This window comes from Daejeonella sp. (genome assembly GCF_037719425.1).
GTDB lineage: Bacteria > Bacteroidota > Bacteroidia > Sphingobacteriales > Sphingobacteriaceae > Daejeonella.
Genome location: NZ_JBBJNI010000010.1, coordinates 47,053 through 53,444 on the forward strand (window position 1 = coordinate 47,053; position 6,392 = coordinate 53,444).

General features: G+C 41.7%; 4 protein-coding genes and 1 pseudogene. 1 reads left to right on the forward strand and 4 read right to left on the reverse strand.

From position 1 onward, the window contains the following. The 3 genes and pseudogenes from typA to porV form a co-directional block, all read right to left on the reverse strand. A pseudogene (typA, locus tag WKF69_RS02630) lies at positions 1–1,543 on the reverse strand (translational GTPase TypA); the annotation flags it as partial. A gap of 339 nt (positions 1,544–1,882) precedes the next feature. Beyond that, positions 1,883–2,365, reverse strand: coding sequence for a 2-C-methyl-D-erythritol 2,4-cyclodiphosphate synthase (gene ispF / locus WKF69_RS02635; protein ID WP_340379322.1), 483 nt, complete (start codon positions 2,363–2,365; stop codon positions 1,883–1,885). 3 nt (positions 2,366–2,368) lie between these two features. Beyond that, positions 2,369–3,520 carry a type IX secretion system outer membrane channel protein PorV gene (porV, locus tag WKF69_RS02640; protein ID WP_340379324.1) on the reverse strand — a complete coding sequence of 384 codons (1,152 nt, stop codon included), beginning with the start codon at positions 3,518–3,520 and terminating at the stop codon, positions 2,369–2,371. Between the two features lie 441 nt (positions 3,521–3,961). Here porV and WKF69_RS02645 point away from each other — a divergent pair, with 441 nt between their 5' ends. Then, positions 3,962–5,560 (forward strand): SUMF1/EgtB/PvdO family nonheme iron enzyme, encoded by a 1,599-nt coding sequence (locus tag WKF69_RS02645; protein WP_340379326.1) that lies wholly within the window; start codon positions 3,962–3,964, stop codon positions 5,558–5,560. A 65-nt stretch (positions 5,561–5,625) separates the two neighbouring features. Here the strand turns inward: WKF69_RS02645 and WKF69_RS02650 are convergent, their stop codons facing one another. Further along, positions 5,626–6,309, reverse strand: a complete 684-nt coding sequence (locus tag WKF69_RS02650) for a gluconate 2-dehydrogenase subunit 3 family protein (protein WP_340379328.1) — start codon at positions 6,307–6,309, stop codon at positions 5,626–5,628. Between the last annotated feature and the right edge of the window lie 83 nt (positions 6,310–6,392).

Genomic DNA, 6,392 nt, shown 5'->3' on the forward strand with positions numbered 1-6,392 from the left:
AAACTTCAACACCCGGCTCCACGAAGAAACGCCCTCGGTCTTGTAATTTATCAATTGAGTATGCTGTAGTAGATCCTTTTTCCATTGAAACCAGGACTCCGTTCAGGCGCCCAGGGATATTTCCCTTCCATGGCTCATAAGCTTTGAAACGGTGTGCCATAATAGCTTCACCCGCGGTAGCTGTAAGTACGTTATTACGCAAACCTATGATACCCCTTGCCGGGATCTCAAATTCAAGATGCTGCAAATCGCCTTTAGGTTCCATAACCAGCAGATCACCTTTACGCTGAGTTACAAGTTCAATTACTTTTCCTGATACTTCAGCAGGCACGTCTACAATAAGAGTTTCAATCGGCTCGCATTTAGCACCATCTATTTCCTTGATGATTACCTGAGGTTGTCCAACCTGAAGTTCGTAACCTTCGCGGCGCATGGTCTCGATAAGAACCGATAAGTGAAGTATACCCCGGCCGTAAACCAGGTAAGAATCTGGTGATTCAGTTTCAACAACCTTCAATGCAAGATTCTTCTCCATCTCTTTGTATAATCTTTCACGCAGGCGCTGAGATGTTACAAATTTTCCCTCTTTACCGAACATCGGTGAGTTATTAATTGTAAACAACATGTTCATTGTAGGCTCGTCAATTTTGATAATAGCCAATTGCTCTGGCTTGTCAAAATCAGCAATGGTATCACCAATATCAAAACCGTCGATACCAACCACGGCACAAATATCTCCGGAAGAAACTTCCTGAACCCGAACTTTGCCAAGGCCTTCAAATGTATATAATTCCTTAATACGTGATTTTTGAATAGTTCCATTACGTTTAACAAGGGAAACAGGTTGGTTTTCTTTAATTACCCCACGGGCAACACGTCCGATAGCTATACGGCCAACGAATGACGAATAATCAAGTGAGGTGATCTGCATTTGCAACGTTCCGTCAAAACTTGGAGCAGGCGGGATGTGCTCAAGAATCGTATCCAAAAGAGGAGTGATATCTTCAGTTTGCACTTTCCAGTCTGTATTCATCCATCCTTGCTTAGAAGACCCATATAAAACAGGAAAGTCCAGTTGGTCTTCGGTTGCTTCAAGGTTGAAGAACAGTTCAAAAATTGATTCGTATACTTCTTCCGGACGACAGTTTTCTTTGTCGACTTTATTTACAATAACTACCGGCTTTAATCCAAGGGAAAGTGCCTTCTGCGTTACAAATCTTGTTTGGGGCATAGCTCCCTCGAAAGCATCAACTAAAAGTACAACACCATCGGCCATCTTTAGCACCCGTTCTACCTCACCGCCAAAATCCGCGTGACCAGGTGTATCAATAATATTGATCTTTACACCCTTATAGTTAACGGAAACGTTTTTTGAAACGATGGTGATACCACGTTCCCGTTCTAAATCATTACTGTCAAGGATCAGATCGCCTGTTTCCTGGTTGTCGCGAAACAAATTAGTTTGATGTAAAATTTTATCAACCAAAGTAGTCTTTCCGTGGTCCACGTGAGCGATGATCGCTATATTCCTTATTTTTTGCATTAAAATTGTACTAAAATTTTTTGCAAAGGTATGGTTTATAAAGGAGAATAGAAAAATATAGGTGGAGTATCTCTAATCTAGACCCTCAGCAAACACCCTGTTTATCCCTGGGGACTTTTGGTATAAATATTTACAGACAAAAGACGAAGTGTTATCCCCTTTTGAGTAATTTTGCGCCATGGACTTACAATCACTTTTAGTCTTTGCAGTATTTTCTCTGGCAGTTTTATGGCTGGGGCGGATGGTTTACCGCAGCCTCTCAAGTAAAAAGGCCTGTGCCAGTAACTGTGGTAAATGCGCTGCAGATTTTTCGGATATTAAAATCCAAGAGTAAGCTGGTCACCTTTCTTGTTCGATTAGGCACACTGCGTAGGCAACTACTCCCTCTTGCCTTCCTATAAAACCCATAGTTTCGTTTGTAGTTGCCTTAATAGAGATTTCGTCTTCGCTGATTCCTGCAGCCCAGGCAAGATTCATTTTCATTTGGGGAATATGCGGATTAATTTTTGGTGCTTCCAGACATAACATGGCATCGATATTTCCAATGTCCCATCCTTTCTCTCTCAACAGAGCAACACATTCCTTTAAAATAACAAGACTGCTGATACCTTCCCAGCGCTCATCTGTATTAGAGAAATGAAATCCTATGTCACGAAGATTAGCTGCGCCCAGCAAAGCATCGCATATTGCATGTACTAATACATCCGCATCAGAATGGCCAAAAGCGCCTGAATGATGCTGAAGATTGACGCCGCCTAAAATAAATGGATGTTTTTCGGCTAACTGGTGTACATCAAACCCAAACCCGACTCTGATCTTCATCAATTACTTTGCAAAATTAAATACAAGGGAAAAGCGAAGTGTTTGTGCTAAAGGACTCTTTTGCTGACTGGCAAGCAAATAAGCAAAATCCAGATTAAAGACATTATATTTCAGTCCAGCTCCAACTGTAAAGTATCTTCTGTCTCCTTTTGTAGGGGTTTCATAAAAATATCCCGAGCGAAGTGCGAATTGTTTGTTGTACCAATATTCCGTCCCAAGCGAGTAACTCAACTCACTGAGTTCTTCTGAAAAGCCACCCGGTGCATCGCTGAAAGATCCGAAAATACCGGCAGGCACAGATCTGTCAGGATCTTTGCCGCTAATAATTTTCCCATTAGTATCTCTGACCGGGTTAGTAGGAACAAGTAATTTATTAAGATCTAAGGCGACGGTGAATTGATTCAAATCATCAATATTGAATGTTGAAGCGCCACCCAGTTTCATATTTGTTGGAAGGAAAGACTTTGAGCTGCCGTCAGAATAGTTCATTTTCGTTCCAATATTGGAAATGTTTAATCCAAAGGCCAGTTCGGTATCTTTTCCAAACATTACCATACCCTTTTTCATATAAGCTGAAACATCAGCTGCCAAGGCCGTCGCTGGCTGAATATCCTGGCCGTTAAACTGTCCGTTACTTAAACTTGAGCGAATATACCTGAGGCCTGTCCCCAGCGAAAAATTTTCTCCGAATTTCCTGGCAAATGTCCCATCGATCGAAAATTCATTTGGGCTGTAAACGCCGATATCATTCTGGCTGTTGTCTGTAAGCTGGATGGATCCGTAAGAAAAATATCTCAGCGAACCACCAATGATATTACGCTCGTCGAGTCGATGAAACACTGTTAAATATCCAAGATCAACATCTGGGACCAGGTTTCTTAACCAAGGAGTATAAGATGCAGAAATACCTGTAGGCTGTTCCAAAAAGGCAAGTTTTGCAGGATTCCAGTGACTGGAATTAGCATCAGGCGACGTTGCAGCACCTACATCGCCCATGGCTCCGGATCTTGCGTCAGGCGCGATAAGCAAAAATGGGGCGGCCGTTTGTATGGTGTTTGTACGCTTGCCATCACTCTGAGGCTGCGCCATAACCCGATCCGCTGATCCGGCCACAACAAAAAATAAACAGCAACAAAGTGAGAGTTTGTTAATCATTACCAAAAAATCAAACTTAAACCCAATTATAATATGACCTGCCTTAAATATAAGCATATTTTGTAAATATAGTCTAAATTTAGGCTGCAATAGAACGTTTCTTTTTCAAAAATAATATAGTTAGAGGAACTTTTTTTTAGTGCCTAACAATAATATTTCATCGGCGTTAAATAACTGTATACTAATAATATAGAACTTATTTTACCTAACTTAGGTTTAAATACGTACATCCTTTATTAAGAAGTAGATTGAAGCAATAATCATTTTAATAAGTCGTTTTGACTTCGGTGCTGAAAATAAGTAGTGTAACCTTAAATTAGAATTTTCGTTTAAATAAGCTATCTGCATTAGCAGCCACAATATTGAACATAAATATCCGTTGGGGATATTATTCAAATTTCGTATTTTTATAAAATTAATGCTCCAATTACATTGCAAGTAATGAAAAGAATATCCTTAATTTTTATCGCAGCGGTTCTTTTAGCAGGCGGATTATCCTCATGTAATAAAAAGAGCGGCTCGTCCTCAAAAACCGGGATGGCTTATAACGATAAGTATAACGGTGGATTTCAGGTAAATAATAAAGTTAAAGCCGGTCCGGGCCCAGGGACTATCGCAATTGAAGGTGGTACATTTGTTATGGGCGGAAGCCTTAATCAGGATCTTGGTTATGAGTTTGACAACGTACGCAGAAGAGTTACCGTTGCATCTTTCTATATGGACGAAACTGAAGTCTCAAATGTAGACTGGTTAGAGTACCTGTATTGGATCAGAAGGAACTATACCAATGATGCTGAATATTATTACAATGCTCTTCCTGATACCCTGGTTTGGAGGCAACCTCTTTCTTATAATGAACCTTATGTAAATAATTACATGCGGCACCCTGCTTTTCAGGATTATCCGGTAGTGGGTGTTACGTGGGAACAGGCCAATGCTTATTGTGAGTGGCGTACGGATAGAGTTAACGAAGAAATTTTGCGTAGTACGGGGAGATTACTTGATTATAAGACGCTTGCCGGGGGCGGAAAAGCCGGCACTGCTACCTCTGTTTCTACGTCTACCGATCCATTTAACACAGACATATACTTAAATGGCCAGTATCGGGGAGAAGGAATCGATGGCAAAAAGATGGAGAAAGATCTTAATCCAAATGCAACTAACGGTGCCACAACCGCAGGCAAAGGCGGCCCCACAAGACCTGTTCGCTTAGAAGACGGAGTGCTGAAGCAGCCTTATCGGTTACCGACAGAAGCTGAATGGGAATACGCTGCATTGTCACTTGCTGGTAACACGGAATATGAAAACATTGCTGACGGCAAGATATATCCGTGGAATGGCTTGGGTGTCCGTTCGCCAAGAAAGAAAACACAAGGTATGATCCTGGCTAACTTTAAACGCGGTGAAGGTGATAATATGGGTACAGGCGGATACCTGAATGATAAGGCAGATATTACTGCTCCTGTAAGAAGCTATGTTCCAAATGATTTCGGCTTATACAATATGGCAGGAAATGTTAGTGAGTGGACTGCTGATGTTTATCGCAAACTTTCGTTTGAAGATTTCGCAGATTTTAATCCGTTCAGAGGAAATGAATTTGTAAACAAACGCCTCGCTGATAAAGATAAAGGCATCTATGCGAAAGATAAATATGGCCGCCCTATTAAGGATCCTGCCCCGGCTGGAAAGAAACAAAAATGGGCCGAAATGCAAAGCAATCAAACTGCTCAGGATACATCAGCCATCGCCGGAAAACCTTACAATCCGGATTTCCGTGGCCACCTGGATTCAGTAAATCCTAACTTATATGGAATTACTACCCTTGTAAACGATCGTTCACGAGTTTATAAAGGCGGATCATGGAATGACAGAGCTTACTGGCTAAATCCAGCAACAAGACGATTTATGCAACAGGATGAGACAAGTGCTGAAATGGGTTTCCGTTCTGCAATGACACTTGTTGGAGCTCCTGAAATCATTTCCAAGGGAAAGCCCCAATTCAACCAGCCTAAATCTAAGGCTCCCAAAAAAGCGAGATAACGATATCGCGTGTAATAACAAAGGGCTGATTTTATCAGCCCTTTGTTATTACACGGTTTTCTATTCTAACTATCCCAGGTCATTATTTTACCGCGGTCTTCTGCCTTTAGACACTGTTCCAGGGTCTTCGCATCGTATTCAAGGCCAAATTGCTTCAGAACATCATCAGGCACCCCGTCCCAGGCATTCGGTTGATTTCCTTTGTATCCGAGATCTTCTATACCGATCTTGCTCGTAAAAAAGCCTGTGGCTGTTAGACCGCGCATTGTATCAAAGAAGCTTACGCCCGCTGCGTTTTCAGCCAGTGCTTTACCAGGATAGGCTATAAGATCGACAAGCTGGATCCGCTGATCTGCACTAGCATCAGAAAATGACTTCTTGAAAAGCTTTAAAGATTTAACATCAAGCCATTTCAATCCACCGCGTAGGGGCAGCTTAAGTTTGGGCTGATCCTTTACCATAAATTCTATAAAGTCTGCAACTTTCGCATCACTAGCACTTCCCGAATGATCATCCTTAGGGATGATAATATCGCCTAAGATTGCAATGGTCGTAAGTTCTGCTGTGGTGAAAAACTTCTCAGCCGTCAGTTTCTCATCGTTTATTTTTTCTTCAGGCGTTCTTCCGTAGGCCCCAGAGTCTCCGGCCGCTGCTGAGTCTTTACCCTCCTTTTTATCACATGAAGTTAATAACGTACCGACGCTGACTGTTCCAACGGCCAGCGCCTTAAGTGAATCTCTTCTATTCATCTGATTAAATATTTTGTTTTTTTAACTGATCAACGATATATTCTGATGCACGCATAGCCAGGGCGAGAATAGTCCATGTTGGA